This window comes from Gloeomargarita sp. (assembly GCF_053491055.1).
Window position 1 is genome coordinate 21,983 of the sequence record NZ_JBRCEP010000019.1, and the last position, 19,210, is coordinate 41,192.

General features: G+C 56.5%; 17 protein-coding genes and 2 pseudogenes. 11 read left to right on the plus strand and 8 right to left on the minus strand.

Annotated features, from left to right (window positions below; all coding sequences use genetic code 11):
* Positions 1-97: 97 nt before the first annotated feature.
* The 7 genes and pseudogenes from ACWISF_RS01920 to ACWISF_RS01950 form a co-directional block, all read left to right on the plus strand.
* Positions 98-652, plus strand: a pseudogene (locus ACWISF_RS01920) (restriction endonuclease); the annotation flags it as partial.
* Positions 653-725: 73 nt separating this feature from the next.
* Complete coding sequence (locus tag ACWISF_RS01925) at positions 726-1,448, plus strand: ribonuclease III family protein (RefSeq protein ID WP_448379907.1); 723 nt, start codon at positions 726-728, stop codon at positions 1,446-1,448.
* 28 nt (positions 1,449-1,476) lie between these two features.
* Complete coding sequence (hemC, locus tag ACWISF_RS01930; protein WP_448379908.1) at positions 1,477-2,430, plus strand: hydroxymethylbilane synthase; 954 nt, start codon at positions 1,477-1,479, stop codon at positions 2,428-2,430.
* 119 nt (positions 2,431-2,549) lie between these two features.
* Positions 2,550-3,929, plus strand: coding sequence for a bifunctional UDP-N-acetylglucosamine diphosphorylase/glucosamine-1-phosphate N-acetyltransferase GlmU (gene glmU, locus ACWISF_RS01935; protein WP_448379909.1), 1,380 nt, complete (start codon positions 2,550-2,552; stop codon positions 3,927-3,929).
* Positions 3,913-4,764, plus strand: coding sequence for a 16S rRNA (cytidine(1402)-2'-O)-methyltransferase (rsmI, locus tag ACWISF_RS01940; protein WP_448379910.1), 852 nt, complete (start codon positions 3,913-3,915; stop codon positions 4,762-4,764). Before glmU ends, rsmI begins: the two co-directional genes overlap by 17 nt.
* A gap of 52 nt (positions 4,765-4,816) precedes the next feature.
* Complete coding sequence (locus tag ACWISF_RS01945; protein ID WP_448379911.1) at positions 4,817-5,581, plus strand: hypothetical protein; 765 nt, start codon at positions 4,817-4,819, stop codon at positions 5,579-5,581.
* Between the two features lie 22 nt (positions 5,582-5,603).
* The gene (locus ACWISF_RS01950; protein ID WP_448379912.1) at positions 5,604-6,626 is read left to right on the plus strand and encodes a mannose-1-phosphate guanylyltransferase; all 1,023 of its coding nucleotides are present in this window, start codon (positions 5,604-5,606) and stop codon (positions 6,624-6,626) included.
* A gap of 30 nt (positions 6,627-6,656) precedes the next feature.
* On the opposite strand, the gene ACWISF_RS01955 is transcribed toward ACWISF_RS01950, so the two are convergent.
* Positions 6,657-6,758 (minus strand): photosystem II protein T, encoded by a 102-nt coding sequence (locus ACWISF_RS01955; protein ID WP_448379913.1) that lies wholly within the window; start codon positions 6,756-6,758, stop codon positions 6,657-6,659.
* Between the two features lie 51 nt (positions 6,759-6,809).
* The gene (locus tag ACWISF_RS01960; protein WP_448379914.1) at positions 6,810-8,225 is read right to left on the minus strand and encodes an ATP-dependent DNA helicase; all 1,416 of its coding nucleotides are present in this window, start codon (positions 8,223-8,225) and stop codon (positions 6,810-6,812) included.
* A gap of 297 nt (positions 8,226-8,522) precedes the next feature.
* Between ACWISF_RS01960 and ACWISF_RS01965 the strand changes: the two genes are divergently transcribed.
* Positions 8,523-8,933, plus strand: coding sequence for a nucleoside 2-deoxyribosyltransferase (locus tag ACWISF_RS01965; RefSeq protein ID WP_448379915.1), 411 nt, complete (start codon positions 8,523-8,525; stop codon positions 8,931-8,933).
* A 920-nt stretch (positions 8,934-9,853) separates the two neighbouring features.
* Here the strand turns inward: ACWISF_RS01965 and ACWISF_RS01970 are convergent.
* Entirely contained in the window at positions 9,854-10,312 is a 459-nt protein-coding gene (locus tag ACWISF_RS01970) for an Hsp20/alpha crystallin family protein (protein WP_448379916.1), read from the minus strand.
* A 158-nt stretch (positions 10,313-10,470) separates the two neighbouring features.
* On the opposite strand from ACWISF_RS01970, the gene ACWISF_RS01975 reads away from it, so the two are divergent.
* Positions 10,471-11,379, plus strand: coding sequence for an AEC family transporter (locus ACWISF_RS01975; RefSeq protein WP_448379917.1), 909 nt, complete (start codon positions 10,471-10,473; stop codon positions 11,377-11,379).
* Here the strand turns inward: ACWISF_RS01975 and ACWISF_RS01980 are convergent.
* From ACWISF_RS01980 to ACWISF_RS01990, 3 genes are all read right to left on the minus strand, one after another.
* On the minus strand, positions 11,290-13,656 hold the full coding sequence (locus tag ACWISF_RS01980; protein ID WP_448379918.1) for a glycosyltransferase: 2,367 nt from the start codon (positions 13,654-13,656) through the stop codon (positions 11,290-11,292). The genes ACWISF_RS01975 and ACWISF_RS01980 overlap by 90 nt on opposite strands.
* Before the next feature lie 4 nt (positions 13,657-13,660).
* Positions 13,661-15,613 (minus strand): cellulose biosynthesis cyclic di-GMP-binding regulatory protein BcsB, encoded by a 1,953-nt coding sequence (locus tag ACWISF_RS01985; protein ID WP_448379924.1) that lies wholly within the window; start codon positions 15,611-15,613, stop codon positions 13,661-13,663.
* Positions 15,614-15,699: 86 nt separating this feature from the next.
* On the minus strand, positions 15,700-17,115 hold the full coding sequence (locus ACWISF_RS01990) for a phospholipase D-like domain-containing protein (RefSeq protein WP_448379919.1): 1,416 nt from the start codon (positions 17,113-17,115) through the stop codon (positions 15,700-15,702).
* Between the two features lie 41 nt (positions 17,116-17,156).
* Here ACWISF_RS01990 and ACWISF_RS01995 point away from each other — a divergent pair, with 41 nt between their 5' ends.
* Positions 17,157-17,801, plus strand: coding sequence for a sigma-70 family RNA polymerase sigma factor (locus ACWISF_RS01995; protein WP_448379920.1), 645 nt, complete (start codon positions 17,157-17,159; stop codon positions 17,799-17,801).
* Between the two features lie 39 nt (positions 17,802-17,840).
* Complete coding sequence (locus ACWISF_RS02000) at positions 17,841-18,323, plus strand: anti-sigma factor family protein (protein WP_448379921.1); 483 nt, start codon at positions 17,841-17,843, stop codon at positions 18,321-18,323.
* Between the two features lie 43 nt (positions 18,324-18,366).
* On the opposite strand, the pseudogene ACWISF_RS02005 reads toward ACWISF_RS02000, so the two are convergent.
* Both ACWISF_RS02005 and ACWISF_RS02010 read right to left on the minus strand, forming a co-directional pair.
* Positions 18,367-18,843: pseudogene (locus ACWISF_RS02005) on the minus strand (zinc ribbon domain-containing protein); the annotation flags it as partial.
* A 27-nt stretch (positions 18,844-18,870) separates the two neighbouring features.
* Positions 18,871-19,210: zinc ribbon domain-containing protein (locus ACWISF_RS02010; protein WP_448379922.1), on the minus strand; the 340-nt coding region annotated here is incomplete at its 5' end.

Below are 19,210 nucleotides of genomic sequence, written 5' to 3' on the forward strand. Positions count from 1 at the left end.
TTTCAAACAAGTTTGCGACATGCGCCTTTACCTGAAAACCCTGTCCTGGAAGGGGATACAGTGATGACCAGTGCCTCAAAGTGTTGCATTTTCCTGTGAAACGACTATAACACCTGACCGCCCGGTTCCCACTCCATCTGAGGCTCTAGAAGCAGCCTATAAAAATCTGCGTGATGAACTGGCGGATGAATTGCTTGCCAAAATTAAGGCAACTTCACCGGCATTTTTTGAGCGTATCGTTGTCGAACTCTTGGTGAAAATGGGATACGGTGGTTCCCTGGTTGATGCCGGCAAAGCTATCGGCAGAAGTGGCGATGGGGGAATTGATGGCATTATTAAAGAGGATAAACTTGGTCTGGATGTTATTTACCTTCAGGCTAAACGGTGGGAGCGTACGCCTGTAGGCAGACCAGAAATCATGCAATTTGCCGGGGCACTACAAGCTCAGAAGGCTAATAAGGGGATTTTCATTACCACGTCCCGATTCACGGATGAGGCCAGAAGTTATGTATCTCAAATTGGTAGCAAAATTATCTTGATTGATGGCGAGCAATTAACTAATTTGATGATAGACCATGATGTTGGTGTTTCCACAGTGTCTCTCTATCCGGTCAAAAAGATAGATAATAATTACTTCGATGAAAGTATATAATGTAAAAGACCGGAACTTTGAGATATGAGGCGTACGCATTAGTTTTTCTCGGTTTGGTGCTTGTGGATATTCTATGGCTGGCGTTCCCCCTGGTTCCCGCCGCGACCACGAACTGCACAAACTCCTCCAACGGTTAGGCATCGCGCCTGTCCACATCCATTGGCATCTGCTGGATCAGGCCCTAACCCACAGCAGTTTTGACCCGCAATGCAACTACGAACCGTTGGAGTTTGTCGGGGATGGGGTTTTGCGGTTGTTGGCGGCGGACTATCTTTGGCATCATCACCCGCATTTGTCGGTGGGGGACTATACGGCGCTGCGTTCGGTGTTGGTGAGTAACCGGTTGTTGCGGCAAATCGCCCAGGAGTACGGGTTGGGGGAGTTTGCCCTGGTGGGGAATCGGCTGCCCCCTGCGGGGATGTGGTTGGCAGATATTCTTGAGGCGGTGGTGGGGGCGGTCTATCTAAGTGTGGGCAGTCTTGCGCCCCTGCAGCCCTGTTTCTATCCGCCCTGGCAGCGGGAAGCCCAACAGGTGTTGCAAGACCCCGCGCGGTTGAACTATAAAAATGCCCTGCAAGAATGGACCCAAGAGCATTACAAGATACTGCCTACCTATGAAACCGAGGCCCTGCCGGGGTCGCCGGAGCGGTTTGTGGCTCGGGTGTATGTCCGCAAGCGGTTGCTGGGTGTGGGCCAGGGGACATCGGTGAAGGCAGCCCAACAGGAAGCGGCGCGGCAGGCGTGGGGGGTTTTGGTGGCGCCAGCAGGTCAAGAGGCCCGTTTGGGATTATGCTAAGAAATTGCCCGGTCAACCGTGTAACCCCATGCCCATTACCCGCCTTGGTTCCCGTCAAAGTCAACTGGCACTGGTGCAAACCCGCTGGGTGCAGACCGAATTGCAAAAGCATTACCCGGCTGAGGAATTTCCGATTGTGACCATGACCACCCAGGGGGACAAAATTCTGGATGTGGCGCTGGCCAAAATCGGGGATAAGGGGTTATTTACCAAGGAGTTGGAGCAGGCGTTGTTGCGCCATGAGGTGGATGTGGCGGTGCATTCGCTCAAGGATTTGCCGACCCAAATGCCTGCGGGTTTGGTGCTAGGGGCAATTACCGCCCGGGAGGAACCCCGCGATGCCCTGGTGTTGCACCCCCGTTGGCAGGGGACGCCGCTGGCGGCTTTGCCTGCAGGGACGGTGATCGGTACATCTTCGTTACGACGGCTGGCCCAGTTGCGGCATCGGTTTCCCCATTTGACGTTTAGGGATATTCGGGGGAACCTGAACACCCGTTTGGCCAAGTTGGACCGGGGGGAGTACGATGGGCTGATTTTGGCGGTGGCGGGGTTGCGGCGGCTGGGCTGGGACAACCGGATAAGCGAGGTGCTGGGGCCGGAGGTGTGCCTGTATGCGGTGGGACAGGGGGCGCTGGGGGTGCAGTGCCGGGCAGGAGATGAACGGGTGCTGGGGTTGGTGCAGGGGTTGAACCACCGGGAAACGGCGCTGCGTTGTCAGGCGGAACGGGCGTTTTTGCGGGCGTTGGAGGGGGGGTGTCAGGTGCCGATTGGGGTGCATTCCCAGTTCCAGGGCCAGGAATTGACGCTGACCGGGGCGGTGTTGAGTGTGGATGGGCAACAGCGGGTGGCAGCTACCCGCACGGCAGTGGTCACGGAGACGGCGGCAGCGGTGGCCCTGGGGGAAGCCCTGGCGCAGGAGGTGCGGGCGCAGGGGGCTACGGCAATTTTGCAGGCGATTTTTGCCCAGGTGGGGCGGGGGTGACCCCTTGCGAGGGCGGGAGAAACGGGGTACATTCATCAGGGGGTATGCTCCCAAGGCGGCGAACATGTCTGTCTTTTTTTAGTACATTAGCGGTTCCCTCAGCCGGAAGGGGTGTGGCAATGGTAGCGGTAGCAATTTTGGCGGCGGGGAAAGGGACAAGAATGCGGTCCGATTTGCCCAAGGTGTTGCATCCGGTGGCGGGCAAACCGATGGTGGAGCGGGTCATCCGCAGCGTGCAGGGGTTGCCGGTGGAACGTCTGCTGGTGGTGGTCGGGCATGGGGGGGCGCAGGTGCGGCAGGCGTTGGCACATATCGCGGGGGTGGAATTTGTGGAGCAAGACCCCCTGTTGGGCACCGGGCACGCGGTGCAGCAATTGGTTCCCTATTTGCAGGACTTTACGGGGGATTTGCTGGTGCTCAATGGGGATGCGCCCCTGTTGCGCCCGGAGACCTTGGCCCAGTTGCTGGCAACCCATCAGCAGGGACAGTACGGGGTGACCCTGTTGACGGCGCTGTTGCCCGACCCGACGGGCTATGGGCGGGTGATTTGCGATGGGCAGTTGCAGGTGCGTGCGATTATTGAGGACCGGGATTGCACCCCGGCGCAGCGGCAAAACCAACGGGTGAATGGGGGCGTTTACTGTTTTCGCTGGCCCCGGTTACAGGCGGTTTTACCCCGACTGACCACGGCCAACCAACAGCAGGAGTATTACCTGACGGAGGCCATCCAGTGGCTCCAACCGGCGCAGGCGGTGGATGTGCCGGACGGGACGGAACTGTGGGGGATCAACGACCGCAAACAGTTGGCGCTGGCCACCCAAATTCTCTACAACCGCTGGCGGGACGAATGGATGCGCCGGGGGGTGACCATGATTGACCCGGCCAGCATTACGGTGGACGAGGAGGTGGAACTGGCGGCGGATGTGACCCTGGAACCCGGCACGCACCTGCGGGGGCGCACGGTGGTGGGCAAGGGCTGTCACATTGGGCCGGACTGTTGGCTGGAAAACAGTGTGATCGGCCAAGAGGTCCGCATTCTCTATTCGGTGATTCGCAACAGTACGGTGCAGTCCCATTGCCAGGTGGGGCCGTTTGCCCATATCCGGGAACAGACGGAAGTGGGACCTGACTGTCGGGTGGGCAATTTTGTGGAAATCAAAAAAACCCAGGTGGGGGCGCACAGCCGGGTGGCCCATTTGAGCTATTTGGGAGATGCCCAACTGGGTGCGCAGGTGAATGTGGGGGCCGGCGCCATTACCGCCAATTTCGACGGGCGGGACAAACACCCGACCGTTATCGGCGCAGGGAGCAAGTTGGGGGCCAATAGCGTTTTGGTGGCGCCCGTGACCCTGGGGGCGGGGGTGACGGTGGCCGCTGGTTCGGTGGTCACCGAGGATGTGCCGGAGGATGCCCTGGTAATCGCCCGGGCGCGGCAGGTGGTGAAACCCCACTGGCGGCCCCCCTATTTGCGCCATCAGGACCATGAACCCAGCCGCTAAGGGACGGTTGTACCTGGTCGCCACCCCGATTGGCAACTGGGAGGACATGACCTTCCGGGCGGTGCGCGTGCTGCGGGAGGTGGATGTGATTGCTGCGGAAGACACCCGCCACACCGGGAAATTGCTGCAACACTTTGGCATTACCACGCCGCAGATCAGCTACCACCAGCACAACCAACGCCAACGCCAGGGGGAATTGCTGGCGCGGTTACAGCGGGGGGAACAGGTGGCGCTGGTGAGCGATGCGGGCATGCCTGGGATCAGCGACCCCGGTACGGCTTTGGTACAGGCCTGCATTGCCCAGGAAATTCCCGTGACGCCGATTCCAGGGGCGAATGCGGCCTTGACCGCGCTGTGTGCGGCGGGGTTGCCGACCGAGCGGTTTCTCTTCCTGGGCTTTTTGCCCCCCAAACCGGCGGCGCGCCAACAGGTCCTCCAGGGGGTGAAGGCCATCCCCGCCACCCTCATTTTTTACGAAGCGCCCCATCGCCTGGTCGCCAGTTTGATGGACATGGGGACGGTGTTGGGAGCGGAACGCCCCTGCGTGGTGGCCAGGGAATTGACCAAGCGCTACGAGGAATTTTGGCGGGGGACGCTGGCGCAGGCCCAGGCCCATTTCCAGGCGCATCCCCCCAAGGGAGAACTGACGGTGTTGGTGGCGGGGAACCCCGACCTCCTGGCGCTAAGCGAGGCCCAGGTGCTGCCGGAAATTCACCGCCTGGTGGCGACGGGGTTAAGCTGCCGCGAGATTGCCCAGCAATTGGCGGAGGTTACCGGTTTACCGCGCCGTACATTGTACCAATTGGCCTTGGCCGCCCAACCCCAGGGGAGTTGACGCTGGCTGTGGTTCCTGTTATGTATGGGACACCGCCCCGGCATGGCCCCCTATGCTGATTGTCAAAGCCTGGCACCTGGACCGCCCTTTGCTGCCTGAGGACGTGGAGACGCTGCCGCCCACCCTGCGGCTGAGCAAAAAAAGTTTGCTCAAGACGGCGTTTCGGGGTTTTTTTGTGGACGATGCGGCGGCGGTGCAACAGGCGGCCTGGTTTCACAGTTTCTTGGCCGGGGAAAAAGTGGAGTTTTATGTGGAGGGGAGCGGCACCTACGAGTTGGCCAATATGGATTTGGTGAGCCGGGAGGTGTATCTGGTGCGCACAAGCCTGCCACCGGCCTTGCCACCTTTGATTTTCTTTTGCGACCAGACGGACTATCCGGAGGCCAGCACCCGGATCGGCGCGGTGTTGACCCAGACCCTCGCCCGCTTGCAGGAGACCCACACCCTGGGGCATAAGCTCCGGCTGGTGCGTCCCCAACGCCTGCCCGATGGCACCACCCGCCTGGATACCCATGTGCGGCGGCTGATTCGCCAAGCCCTCCTGGTGGTCGCCGATACCACCTTGCTGACCAGCGTGCAGGGCAAAGGCTATCCCAGCCCCAACGTGTGTCTGGAGGTGGGTTATGCGCTGGTGGCCAAAAAACCCTACCAGATCAAATTGGTGTCCTGGCCGCCGCCGGACCCGCAACTGGCCAAGGCCATTTTTCCCTTTAGCATCAGCGACGAACTGCGGTTGCTGCCCCAGGATGAGGCGGATTTGACCCAGCAGCTCACCGCAGCCTTGACCGATGTCCTGAAACGATTTCGCCTCATGTGAAACCAAAAGGAGGGCAAGGGCAATGGCAACGTTGATCCCCGTGATTTTAGCAGGGGGCAAGGGAGAACGGTTCTGGCCGCTGAGCCGGTTGGCCAAACCCAAACAGTTTTGGTGTCTCGATGGCAGCGGTCGCAGTTTATTGCACAACACCGTCGCCCGGTTGCCCGCTTGGGCCGGTGACCCGTGGGTGGTGACCCGCGCCGATTTAGTCCCCCTGGTACAGGCGGATGTCCCCCACCTGCCCCCGGAGCGCATCCTGGCCGAACCGCAACCCCGCGATACCGCCCCTGCCGTCGCCTGGGTGACCCAACACCTACAACAGCAGTACGGGGATGGGGTCATCATCGGCGTTTTTCCCGCCGACCACTGGATTCCCGATACAGCGCAATTCCAAGCCACCCTAGCCCAGGCGGTGGCCGTGGCAGCCGAGACCCAAGGCATTGTCACCCTGGGCATTACCCCGACCCATCCGGCCACCGGCTATGGCTATATCCAACGGGGCGAAGCAGCCGGCGGCGGCGCCTACCGGGTGGTGCGGTTTACGGAAAAACCGGACTACGCCCAGGCCGTGCAACTGGTTGCCAGCGGCGAATACCTCTGGAATAGCGGCATATTTCTCTTTCCGGCGGGGGTCATGTGGCAGGAATTGGTCCAGTATGCTCCGGCCATCACCACCCCTCTAACACAAATGGGCGTAGCCGCCTATCCACACCTGCCGAAAATCAGCCTGGACTACGCCGTGATGGAGCACACCCAGCGCGCCTGGGTTCTGCCTGTGACCTTTGCCTGGGATGATTTGGGAGATTGGCGGAGTTTGGCCCGGCTGCCCCACCCTCCTTTACCCGCCCAGACGGTGACGTGGCAGAGCGCGGACGTGCACATCTACAGCACCGACCCCCAGGAATTGGTGGTGACCCTGGGCGTAGAACACCTGATTGTTATCCGCAATGGCCCTGTTACCTTGGTCGTGGCTGCCGAACGCACCCAAGAGATCAAAAAACTATTGGCGCACCTCCAGGAGCAGGGGTACGGCGATTACCTCTAAAGCTGCCCTGGTGATGGGAGGCGCCCTTACTTAGCGCTTACGTTGAATGCGAGGCGGTTCCCGGAAAAAGATGGCGAAAAAAATCACGCCCAACGCCCCGACCAACAACACCGTATAGGTAAGTGCTTCCATAGCCACCCTCGCTCCAGATTGGGTCTGCCTCTATTGTACGCCGGGGATGGTTCACCGCGCGCCGGGTTCAGTTGCCCCAAATCCCGCCAAACGACCATAGCGAACCACCGGCTCCAGGGCCTGGAGAATGTGGGCCCCGTAACTGCGATGGCACACCCGGCTATCGAGGAGGGCGACCCGTCCCCCCCGCATGGGTGCCACGGCCCGTTGCAACTGCGCCAGGGTCTGGGGCAACAGGTATTCCCGAAACCAATCCCGCCCCTGTCGCCGCAGGTCATCAATCCGCGCCGCCACCAGGGGTTGCTCTCGCGAGGGAATCGGCAACAGGGGAATCACCAGCAGGCTGGGCGTGGGCAACCGCTCCTGATGGGTCTGCCAGAACCGCCAACCGCTGACCAAAATGCCGTTTTCCTCCAAAGCCGTGCGCTCCCGTTGCACCCGAGAACCCCATTCTGCCGCCAAAGCCACGGTGAGTTGCGTTTGCAGGGGTTGTTCCTCGACCAAGATCACCACCAACCCCGTCGCCAAGGGCAAGAGCCGCTGGAGTTCGCGGATCAGGGCCTGGTAGAACTGCGGGTGATTCGGCGGGGGCAGATGGGCCGGGGCGTACAAGTGGAGAACTTCATCGCGGGGATGGGGGCCAAAGCGAAAGCGGGTGAACCCTGGCAACGAGAGATGTCCCAAAGCCATGCCCAGACCCACCCAGGGCCGTTGCGGCCAATGGGCTTGCATTTCCGCCAAAGCCCACAGGGGAGAACAGTGTAGGGTAAATCGGGCAAGCTGCCGTTCCAGGGTTGCCCAACGCACGCGCTGGGGGTGCGACACCGGCCATACCGCCTGCAGCCAATGCTGTTCCGTTTCGCTGAGCAACCACTGTTCGTAGGGGTTAGGGGGATGGCGCAGCAGCGAGTGGGTCAAGGCCAGTTGGGTTTCTCGGATCAATTCTGCCCGATGGGGGTGCGCCCACACCCATTCATCCCAATCCTGGGGCGTGCAGCTTTGGGTCAACGCCGTTTCCACCCACTGTTCCAGGTCATCCAAACCATCTACGACCGTCGGCAAAGCCGCCACCTGGGCATTGGGGGTTAACAATTCCTGCAACCATCGCTGGGGGGTCAGCAACAGCAGGCCATGCGCCAATTCCGGCGGCCCTTGTTCCCGGTAAAGGGGTTTTTCCGTCTGCAACCACTCCCGCAGGCGGGGCAATTCCACCTGCAACCACCGGCGCTGAATCTCCGGGGGTGCCACCAGCACCACCACCCCCGGCCAGAGCAACGCTGCCGCCAAATACCCCAGCCGGTAATGCCCCTGCACCCCGGCCAAGCCCCCCACCTCCATCAGCGCACTTGGCCCCAACCGCAAGGCCCGCGTCACCAACCGCGCCAAGGTCAAATGGTGCGGCCAAGGGGGAATGGCCTCGGTTTGCAACAGCGAGCGCAACCGTTGATGGACCTCAACTTCCAACATGGACATCCTAGGAACTCAGGTTTATGCTACTGCCCCCCGGCAACATCCCTGACAAGGTTGAGCAGGTTGTTGAGCAGGTTGGGGTCGCCTAGGCGGTTATGCCCGAACCAAAGACATCGGTTGGGACACCCTGGCCAGGTAGTTCTGCAGTTAACTTATGGTAAAGCTCCATCATAGTCCGAAGCGAATTGCCAACGTCAACCTTAGAGAACCCTTAAATATCTCTTCGGTTCACCCCTAGGTTGGAATCGTTATAAAATAAAAGACTCATAAAAAAACAAACTGAGGTGATGAACCATGTCCCATATTTATCTAGCGGCCCCCCTATTTACGCTGGCGGAACGCCATTTTAACGAGGCCCTAGCGGCTGATTTAACCAGGCGGGGATTGGCAGTTTTTTGTCCGCAAAAAGAATGTGATGGGCTAACAGGGCGAGACATTTATGAAACCTGTTTGAGGGGAGTTGCCACCGCGCGCATTGTCGTCGCCATTTTAGACGGAGCCGATGCCGACAGCGGCACCTGTTGGGAATGTGGTTATGCCACTGCCAAAGGCATTCCCATTGTGGCCGTGCGTACCGATTTTCGGGGCACTGGCGATACGCGCGGGTTCAATGCCATGCTTTTTTACAGTGCGAGCGCGATAATAGAGGGTACGGATGACCTATTTGCGCGCATCTACCAAGCTGTCCGGCGTCTTTATGGTTAGAACAGCATCGGTCCCATGTGAAGCAAGGTAAATTTGTGCGGCTCTCTTAGGTTTAGGGTGTCAGGTGTGTAAAGAACACTTCAACAAAATCCCTCAACATGAGTTTTGAATTGGATGCTCTTCTGAATTGGATTACAGTTAAAATGTGTTCTCACCAAGCCGAGGAAGCTTAGGGTACATCTGTTAATTGATATTAAGATGAGCAAGAGCGACGGCAAAAGTTAAATTAGGAAAAGCGCATGTTAAAGTGGCTCAATGAAAATATTAACTATTAAGATTTTCGGCCCCTATTAGAAACGATTCTACAACACATGTGTGGCATGAGTAGCGGTGAATTTAAATTTCAAGTGAATGACCATACCGTATTTAGGAAATTTCCAGGATTGGGCATCAAAAATCTAATTCCTAAAGCTAAAACTCCAGTAATCTGAAATTATGGCCATTTCGCAAGAAAATGCCACACTTTGAGGCACTGGTAATCACTATATCCCCTTCTATAGCTAAGCATACAAAGATTGACATGCTATGGGTCGCTGGGCGTAGCCCCACATTGGTTTCCCATAGCGAAGCGTAGCGTCGCCATGAATCTTCAGGCGACAACCTTAATCTACCTAGCTATAGGACAGGGTTTGCAGGTAAAGGCAAATGTCACCAACTTGTTGGGAATGACTATATGCCCACTGTCCGGTTCTCCAGGGTATTGATTTACCCATTTGACCCAGAAAAGTCTATGGTTTGGTCGGCCCCAATGACCCTGGTAAAACTACTCTGGGTGCCGCAAACTCTGGAATTGGATTATTCCTCTGTTTGTGGGTATTTCCCTCACGGCAATTGCACGGCAACTGGTGCATCTAGAACATCTAGAAAAAAATCCCCCAGCCGTGGCCAGGGGATGGGACACGAGCATCGAGAGAGCGCCTTTAGCTGCTCGCTTCGGTCAAGGTCGGTTTGAACACTTGGGTTTTCACTTCCTCCGCTTTGGGGAGGGTCAGGGTGAGGATGCCATTGCGGTATTCGGCTTTGGTTTGGTCGTGGGCCACCGGCACGGGCAAGGGGATCACCCGTTGGAAACGACCATAGCGCAATTCGGTACGCACGGTGCCTTTGTTTTCTTCCCGTTTTTCAAAGCGATGTTCCCCGGAAATTTGCACCGCTTCCCGGGTCACACTCACGTCCAGGTTCTCTTTTTCCACACCAGGAATTTCGGCTTTGAGAATCAAGGCATCGGGCGTATCTTGCAGTTCCACCGCCGGAATCCAGTCGACACCCCGGCTGGCGCGGGTATCGTCAACTTGTTGAATCATTTCGTCGAACAGGCGGTTCATCTGGCGTTGCATAATTTCTAATTCCCGGAAGGGGTCCCAGCGTACCAACGGCATAATCATTACCTCCTTTGACGTTTCTTTAGGGGTTGAACTGGCAGGTTAGATTTTTTTCTAACCTGCTAGTTTTATTATGGAGCAGGCAAGCTTTGGACACAGCGTTGGAAACCGTAATGGGAACGGGGAATAACCGAAATTCCTGCCGGTAGCTGGCTATGGACGCTTTGGTACATGTGTACACCCCGTTGCTCCTGTGGACCGGGCTGGGGCTGCTGACCCAACGTTGGTTACCGGAGCTGTTCCCGCGGTTGTTGGGCCGGGCCTTGTACTGGGTGGGGGTGCCGGTGCAGATTTTCGCCCTGGTGCGGCATACGGATTTTCAGGGCTTGGTGGGGGTGGTGCCGCTGTTGACCCTGGCGGTGCTGGGGATCAATCTGGGGGTGACCTGGGGGAGTTTGCGCTGGTGGCCTCAACCCTTGACGGCGGCGCAACGGGGCAGTATCGTGCTGGCGGCCTCGCTGGTCAATACGGGATTTATCGGTTTGGGGGTGGTGCCGGGGCTGGTGGACCCGCAGGCGTGGAGTTGGGTGGTCAGCTACAGTTTGACCAATAATGTCCTGGGCACCTACGGAATCGGGGTGCTGGTGGCAAGTTATTTCGGCTCGCAACAAACAGCGGGGGGCTATCCCTGGAAAAAGGTGGTGCTGATGCCGAGCCTGTGGTCGTTTGCCCTGAGTTACCTGTGCCGTTCGGTCCCGTTTCCCGCCTGGTTGGAATGGGGTTTAGACCAGTCCGTGCCGGTGGTGATTGGGGCGGCATTCGTCCTGACAGGCTGGCGGTTGTATCAACTGGGGTGGAACCAGGGCTGGCATTTGGCGGGACTGCCGACGCTGATGCGGATTGTGGTCATGCCCCTGCTGGTGGGTTTGGGGTTAACCCTATTGGGTTTGCAGGGGGAGCAACGGCTGGCGCTGGTGTTGATGGCGGGGATGCCGACGGCGATGGCGACCCTGATTTTGGCCGAGGAATATCAATTAAATCGGGACATTATGGCCGCCACGATTGCCCTTTCGACCCTGGGGGTTTTGCTCGTGATTCCCCTGTGGCTGTGGTGTTTTGCCTGAGGGATGGTGTCCCTGGGTCATCTTGCTGAGGCCATGTATGGTTTTTTCCCAATAAAAGGGCTTGGTAAACAGTTGCCAGAGCGCCATGTAGGCGGCTGCCGAATGGAGTAACCAATAGATGGGATTTAAGAGGGCATACAGGGTGAGATTGTAGTATTTGCGGCGAAATACAGCGATCATATTCAGGTAAATGCCAATGCTGTTGCCCAGGATCAAATTAAACAAAGAAATATACAGCATCCAGCCGGGAAAAAGTTGTTCCAACCAAGCCGCTCGCGAAATGGCCGCATAGATAAAAAATGACCACAAAATAGGATTGCTCAAAAAACAGACAATGGTGCCGCCGATAAAAAATTGATAGGCCAACCAGTTACCCAAACCCAAGGTTTTCAGGGATTTCCAGGGGTCGCGGTTATGCACCAGCCAGGTTTGCATATAGCCTTTGATCCAACGGGAACGCTGGCGAATCCAATTTTTTAACCGACAATTGGCCTCTTCATAGGTCGTGGAATCAATCACCCCCACCCGATAACCATGCTGGCTGGCGCGGATGCCCAAATCCGCATCTTCGGTCACATTAAATGGGTCCCAGCCCCCCAATTCCAGCAGCCGGTCGGTGCGGAAATGATTGCTGGTTCCCCCCAAGGGAATAGGCAGCCGCAAACGGTCTAACCCAGGTAACAAATAATCAAACCAGTAGGAGTATTCCAGGGTAAACATTCGGGTTAAGAAATTCTCATCCCGGTTGAAATAATTGAGGGCGGCCTGCACACAAACCAAATCAGGGGGGCCATGCCGAAAGGCCAAAATCGCTTTTTTCAATTGGTCGGGGTCGGGAATGTCCTCCGCATCGTAAATGGTGAGATATTCGCCTTGGGCAAATGCCAAACCGTAATTACAGGCTTTGGGTTTGGTCTTGGGTTGGCTATCGGGAATGTAAATAAAGCGAATGTATCGGGGAGGATGGGCGGCTTTAGCGGCTTCGATGGTCACCCGGTCATTTTCTTCTAAAAGTAACAAGACATCTAACTTTTCGTGGGGATAGTCCAACTGCCCCAAACCCTTAATCAACATTGAGACAATTTCCGGCTCATTATACACAGGCACCAGGATGGTATAAACCGGCAATTCTTCATCCTTTAGACGTGCCAGTTCCTCTGGGTTCGCATAATGTTTGCGGTCTACTGCCCCCACCAAACTCAACAGCATTTTGAAGCCAATGGACGTCACATAAAATAAATTCACCAGCGACATCACCAGCGCCAGAGTCAACGTGGTGTGATTCAATAGTCCCCACAGAAACAACACGGTCAAGAAATAGATGACCACAATTTGCGTGGGCGTAAACACCTGGGCTGCCGACTCGCGGGGGGAACGGGCCGCCAACCGATACACCGCCTGCCAACTCAATAGCTGGCGAAACACCCGATCGACTAGATACGTAATATCACTTTCTGTACCCAAAACTTTGGTGATTTCCACCCCAGGAAACTGTTTATGGATGTGGCTATCTACCCGCATATCTAAGGGGTCTTGCACCATGACCAAAAGCGTATGTTCATCCAAACGCTGCAGGGGAATAAATAACCGCTGCGTCATGAGTTTGGGATGAAATTGATGCACGAGGCTTTCATCCATTGACCAGAGGGGCGTACCAATCAAATTGGAATAGGAAGGGCAGCCGGTTAACTCCGCTAAAACCTGGAGTAATTTTTGGGGTTTGATGTAGTTCAAATGGGTGAGGATTTGGCCGATTGGCGAACCGGTTCGGCGGTAAATTTCCAAAATTTCTTGCCATTGGGTGTGGGTAATGGCTCCCGACTGAATTAACTTTTTGCCCAGGTTTAACTGCACAATCAACCAGGTAATTTCGGCGCTGGTAGCCAACAGGGGAAGCCAGTCAATCCGCGACCAGATTTGTTGCACGATGGCCTGGGCGTGGGGATAACTGCGTTCTGTGACTGCCAATACCAGGGTATGGGCATCCTGCCAAGCACAGGGGAACACTTCGGCCTGACTCCAGTAGGCGGGGGGACGAATCTGGGCAATTCCCAAATCCAGCCGGTGTTCTCGTCGCGCCAACCAATGTTTCAGGAGTTCCACCTGCAGAACCTGGGACAGTACGGTAACATACTGATTTTCGGGCATGATGCCTAATTCTTTGAGAGCCACCCCCAAACTGCACCCCTTTTGCTGTGGGTAGGAACGGACTTGCGCCAGTTGGTCAGGGGTGAGATAACCCTTTTGCACCAGCAAATTTGGGTCGAGGGAAAACACGATGTTAGCGAGCAGGAGGAGTAGGGGGTTGCGCTGGACGCCCTAGCCGACGGTACAGTCGCCAGGCAATGATACCGCCAAGGACGATCAAGAATCCCAAGACCACCCAGCGATAGCGGCGCAGCAGTAACCACCAATTTAGCTCATCGGGATAGCGCACCTGCAAGGTTTGGCCGCTTAGGTCCCACACCTCAAAACTGCCTTGGGGTGTGACGGTCGCCACATTCCCCTGCAGTTGATTCACCAAACCCGCCACCGGGTCGGCCAAAATTGCCCCTGTTTGGTCAACCACCTGGGGTTGATCCCCCCACCAGGACAGCCAGAGGGTGGGAACGCCCTGATGGAAAAACGCCTGCAACACCCCAATACTAGCGTTGGGTTGGGCTTGGAGCAACACGTTTTGGTTGATGGGGTTGAGAATTACAAACGCCTGCCCCAACCGAATCGGGCTATTGAGGCGGACCGCCGGGCTGGTCGCCAACAACCGCCACTGGGGACGCCGGGGCAAATTTCCCCAATTGTTCACTTCGCGAGCCGGTAGGAGTTCTGGCAATAAAGGTCGCCTGCCACTGCGGCTGAGCATCCCCAACACCTGCGCCGTTCCCGCCACCAACGCCGGATTTTCTACATCCACCACCACCTGCCCCGGTCCCAAAAAATTCTGAGGTACATCGTTGAAATTGCCCTGGGGCGGTTGGTACCCGTTCCAATCCAGGTAGGAACTGCCCAACACCTGCACGGTCACTGGCCGCGGAAAACGGCAATACCCTTGTTCGGCCACCGTAAACACCACATCCAGGTTATTGACGCGCTGGAGACGGGCAGCGGGCAAAACCAGCGTGGTATCAAGTTGCGTTTGCGTGCCCACGTTGAAACTGTTGATAAAGGTGCCATTAAAAAAAACCTGCATACTCATCGCCCCCTTATCGTTGCTGCTCATTTGGGTAAAGCGAGCCTTCAGGGATACTGACAAATCCTGGGGACGGCCACCCAATTGCGCCAAATCGAACGTCAGCCGGAAACTCTGGCTACCCAAACCCGTTTTTGCCGTCTCATTCCAGCCCAATTCGCTAAATAACCGCCGATTGCGCAGGCGCTGGGGTTCTACCGGGTCAGCGCTAAGAATTTCCAGCCCCGGAGCCATAAACGCCGGTTCTGCCTGGGCCAACGCCTGTACCACCTGAGGTTGCGCTCGCACCCGCAGGATGTGCCCCTGCCGCTGGATATGGGGCGCTTGTTCCTGCTGATGTAACACCACCACCCCTTCCGTGCTGGGGTCCAACTTGAGGGCTGCCACGTTGCCCCGATACCAAACAATCGGCACCCGCGAGTCCCGAAACCAGTAGCTCAACACACTAAACAGCCACAATGCCGCTTGCGTGGCAACGGCATCCATCTGTTCCGGCACAGCCAGCACCACCCGCTCATACGTCGGGCGAAACCAATAATGGACCAGCGTATCCGTCTCCGTTTGCACCAGCCGGAAAAAACTATTTTCCCCCACCGTCACAAACAAATTTCCCGAAGCCACATCCTCACAAAAATCCTCAGAGATGCGCAAAAAACTCTCCAATCCTACAAAGATAAACCGCTCTCCCGGCGGCGGCAATTGCAGCGGAATTCTCACACTTTTTTGCGGCAATAAATCTCTTACTTGCAGCACCCGCACCGGACGACCATTCAAGGAAATCCGCACCGTGGAGTTGGGTTTCAACGCTGGTGAGGGAGCCAGTTCCAACTGCACAAAACTCTGCCTGGTATCCAAATTCCTACTGACGATAAATAGCGGTAGGCTCACCCCAAATTCGGGATTGGTACCCCGCAGAATCACCGGGCGGGTATAGCCCAGACGGCGCAAGGAAATGGTTTGCACGGTGCGCTTGGGTTGGCTCCACCCCGGCAGGATTCCCAGCACGAGCCACCCGCACCCAATTCCGAGGCCCCAGTACCAACGCATGCTCACCCCCACTCCTCCCACAGAAACGCTACCTTGTTTTATCAGATTGTGCGCAACAACAAGGCAAGTTCTGGGCGAAAGTGGGCCTAACCGCGGGAACCGGTAGCGCATTCCTGATCCGCCTCTTTGACCGCCTTGAGCAACCACCCCGGCGGTCCCCATTCCGCCTTCTGCATCAAACGATTAAATTCCCGGTCAAAATGTGCTGCCACCGTAGCATTTTTAATCACCAATAACGTCTCATCGTTGTTGTGATTTCCTGCCGGTGTCCAGTTGTGAGAACCCACAATCACCACGTAGTTATCAATCAGGCCAAATTTATGGTGCAACCGGTCCCCTTTGGGTAATTTAGGCACGCCCACCTCCCGCACCGGATTTGCCCAGGGTGCATTGTCCGGCTCATACTTACACGTCCCTTTGCGGGGTAGAGCAATGCCCCACATATCTAGCGATTCATTGTAGTATTTGAATGCAAAATCGGGTTCAATTAGCGCCCGAATTTTGACCCCCCTATTGTGCAGCGGCTCTAGCGCATCCACCAATTTTTGTTCCGAAAACACAAACAGAGCCAGATCAACTTTACTTTGGGCTTGGCTCAAAGTCTCAGCAATCAGGGCATTGGTGCTTTGGTTCCACTGACGACGGCGGGCCGGAGAAAATTTAACCGTCACCGTGCCCGTCCCCACCGTCACCGTTTGGGGTTCCCGCAGGGGTTTTTGAATGCCGAATTTACTATCGGTAGCGCCCCCTGGCCCATCCCCCCACATGATAGTGAATTCCTCCCCAAAAATGCGAGCCACTTCCGGGCTATCTATCAACAGCAGGGAATTGGGATTGCCGCGACTTTCGGGGGAACCAAAATCCCCGTGCATATCGCTGGTGGTAAAATTTGCTGAAGTGACCAACACCTTGCGGTCATCAAAAATCATAAATTTGTGGTGCATCAAGCCGCTACCTTTGGAGCCATCTGCTGTGTCATCAATCAGGGGCAAATTACCCTTTTGCATGATGATAATGGCATCCCCATTGTTAATTTCATCCTGGCTGAGTTTGCCGTCCCCATTCGTATCAATTAACTTCACCACTTCTTCATAACGACTGCGGCTGTGGGGATTTAATTCGTCCACTTGGGCATCCGTCAGTTGGCTTAAGGCCACGTTGTAACTATTTTCTAAAATGACCCGCACCCGCACGCCGGCCTGATGTTTATCCACTAAAGCTTTGGCTACCAGGGGCAAACGGATTTCCTGCACCGCCACGTCAATCGAGCGGGTGGCCTTGGCAATTTCCTGCAGAATAATGGCCTCGAAATTGTCCCCGTAGCGCGGGCCGATGTTTTTGCGGTAGGGGTCCTGGTAGATGGCGGCCTCCGATTGGTTGAAGTATGCCTGGATGGCGGGGTCCTGGGGCAAAGGAGCCACCTTGGGGCGCAGGCCGCAACCAAAGGGAGCGGCAGTCAGGATTAAGATAGGGAGTAATTGCAGGAACTTGGGCCAAGTCATAGCGTCTCAACGTGCAGCAGTGGAACGATAAGGCTCAACCCATGCATCCAACGTTGTCCGTATCCTGGTCTCCTACCGAGGTGCCGCCCGTGCCCGTGGGCAAACTGTCAACCGAAGAGCTGGTCTGCCGTTGCCAACAGGGGTTTCAGCCCGACCGCGCTGCCTTTACGGAACTGGTACGTCGCCATCAAGCCCATGTGGAGCGGATTTTGTACCATTTGGCGGCGGACTGGAATGACCGGGCCGACCTGGTCCAGGAAGTCTGGGTGCGAGCCTACCGTCATATTAAGCGACTCCAAGACCCCAGTAAGTTTAGGAGTTGGTTAAGCCGAATTGCCACCAACCTGTTTTACGATGAGCTGCGGCGGCGCAAACGCCACCAGCCTGCGGTTTCCCTGGATGCACCCCGGCAGATGGGCCATACGGAAATGGAGTGGGACATCCCCTGCGATGCACCTGGCCCTCATGAGGACCTGGCCACCCAGGAATTTTATGACCGGTTGCAGCGGGCCATTGCCGAGCTGCCGGAGGCGTTTCGCACGACCATCATCCTGCGGGAATTAGAGGGTCTGGCCTACGAGGAAATTGCCGAGATTACAGGGGCCTCTCTGGGAACGGTAAAATCCCGGATTGCCCGCGCCCGCGCCCGCCTCCAGATGGCGCTAAAACCCTACCTGGACCCCTAGTTTTGTGCCATATTAGTAGCGGAACGACCGCTTCCTCCCATGCTGATTACCCGTCGTGAGTCTCCAGACCGCTTTGAATTGCTGAGTGCCTACCTCGACGGCGAGGCCAGCCCTGAAGAACGCGCCTTGGTGGAACACTGGCTGGCAACCGACCCAGAAACCCAGCGGCTTTACCGGCAACTGGTCAACCTGCACGAACTTTGCCAAAGATTGCCTGTTCCCAACACGGGGATGGCGGCAGACCAGGTGGTCAACGGCGTGATTACCAAAATAACCCAACGTGCCCGCAAACGGTTGGTCTGGAGTGGTCTTGTCGTGGCAGCTTCTGCCCTGGTCGGTGGGGTTGTGTCCGGCTGGCTGTGGCGCACCCCAAGCCCCGAATTTGCTCAGCAATCAACGCCAACCCCGACAAGCGCCACCCTGCATGATCCCAGCCGGGTGTTACGCATTACCCTGGAAAAACCGCCGGTGGCGATTCCTGCACAAGTGCGCCGGAAACAGGTACGGGATTTACGGGATTAAGGTTCTCAGTCAGGGTGGGCGTAGTACTCAAATTAAAAATTAATTAAAAATTGAAAAGTCCATCACCAGGGTGGCGGATAGGCCATCCAACTCCCCAATGAGGCGAGAAACATTGGCGGCCACTCTGGAGACGGTGGTTTTGTGGTTGAACAGGAGTGGCCCCCGTCTGGGCAATCTGGAACAGAAGGTGGTTGACATACTCCCTGCCCTTTAGGGCAGGGATTCTTGACGGTTCAGCGACCGATGCCACCGAGTCTTGCAACCCAGAGGTCTTACTCGATCTCCCCGTCCGTTTTAGAGTCGGGCGATGCCCCATCCCGACTTGCTCTATACATTTGGCGGCGTTTTCGTCCCTGCAATGTACTGCACCACAACCATCAGAAACTACCACCCGGGTGGATAGGTCAAGTTTGCCCCAATGCCAACCACACTTAGAGCAGTGCTGGCTTGTGGCTTCCCATCTGTCGAGAATGCGAATTTCCCGCTGGAACTTTTCACCCTTCGCCTCGCACAAAGTACGAAAGGTACGCCATCCGCTCCGAAAGACTTACACAACGCTGAACAAAAGCGGACTTTCGTTCAACTTGTTGCTTCCTTCCTGCTTCAACGATTCATGCCTAGTCGGCGAACCAACCCCGGCAGAGGAATCTCCACAGGCGTGACTTCCCCTGGAGCTCAGGGTAGTTTGATACCACTTCACCAGGTTGAGGGAGGCATTCAAGTCGCGGTCTATCCCTTCTAAACCGCAACTTTGGCAGCGAAACACCCTTTGGTTCAGCGGTATTTTTTGTTGATGACCACAGCAAGAACACAATTGGCTGGACGGATAGAACCTATCCACTACAACCAATTGACAGCTATAGAGCTTGGCTTTGTCCTCTAGCTGT